The organism is Clostridium sp. CAG:43 (genome assembly GCF_000434655.1).
Taxonomy (GTDB): domain Bacteria; phylum Bacillota; class Clostridia; order Lachnospirales; family Lachnospiraceae; genus Otoolea; species Otoolea fessa.
In genome coordinates this window covers 1-549 of the sequence record NZ_FR895013.1, presented here as the reverse complement: position 1 = coordinate 549, position 549 = coordinate 1, and the positions used below count along the sequence as shown (strand labels likewise).

At 44.1% G+C, this 549-nt stretch carries 1 protein-coding gene; it reads right to left on the bottom strand.

Features of this window, described 5'->3' with window-relative positions; translation table 11 throughout:
- The coding region (locus tag QVO97_RS01365; protein ID WP_288188589.1) for a flavodoxin family protein at positions 1 to 369 on the bottom strand (369 nt) is incomplete at its 3' end.
- Between the last annotated feature and the right edge of the window lie 180 nt (positions 370 to 549).

The following is a 549-nucleotide window of genomic DNA, read 5'->3' as shown; positions in this document are numbered from 1 at the left end:
GCCTCTGCGCGCACAAACTACGCTGGCACCCACCTTCATGCTCTTATCAAAGGACGTGCTGTAAAACAAGCGGTCAAGACAGGCAATCAGCGTCGCATTAGCCGATGCATAGTAGACCGGACTGGCAATCACCAGGCCATCCGCCGCCTCAAAGAGAGGTGCCAGCTCATTTACGATATCATCAAACACACATTTTCCAATTTTGCTGCACTGGTTACAGGCAATACAGCCCCGGATATCTTTATTTCCAATCTGTATGGTTGTTACCTCTACCCCACTATTTCGAAATACATTCTCCATTTCCCGGATGGCAATGGATGTGTTGCCGTTTACACGTGGACTTCCGTTTAGAATTAATACTTTGCTCATTTGGTTTCCTCCTTTTACTCTGCGATACATTTATTCCAACAAATTGCTTTTAAACAGTCTGTAAGCGTATATATTGGCTTCAGGTGTCTACAACTGTCTACATAAAAATGAAAATGCAAAAAAGCGGAAACCCTGATGAATCAAAGCTTCCGCAATAATAAAAAAGAGCGCGAGACGGGA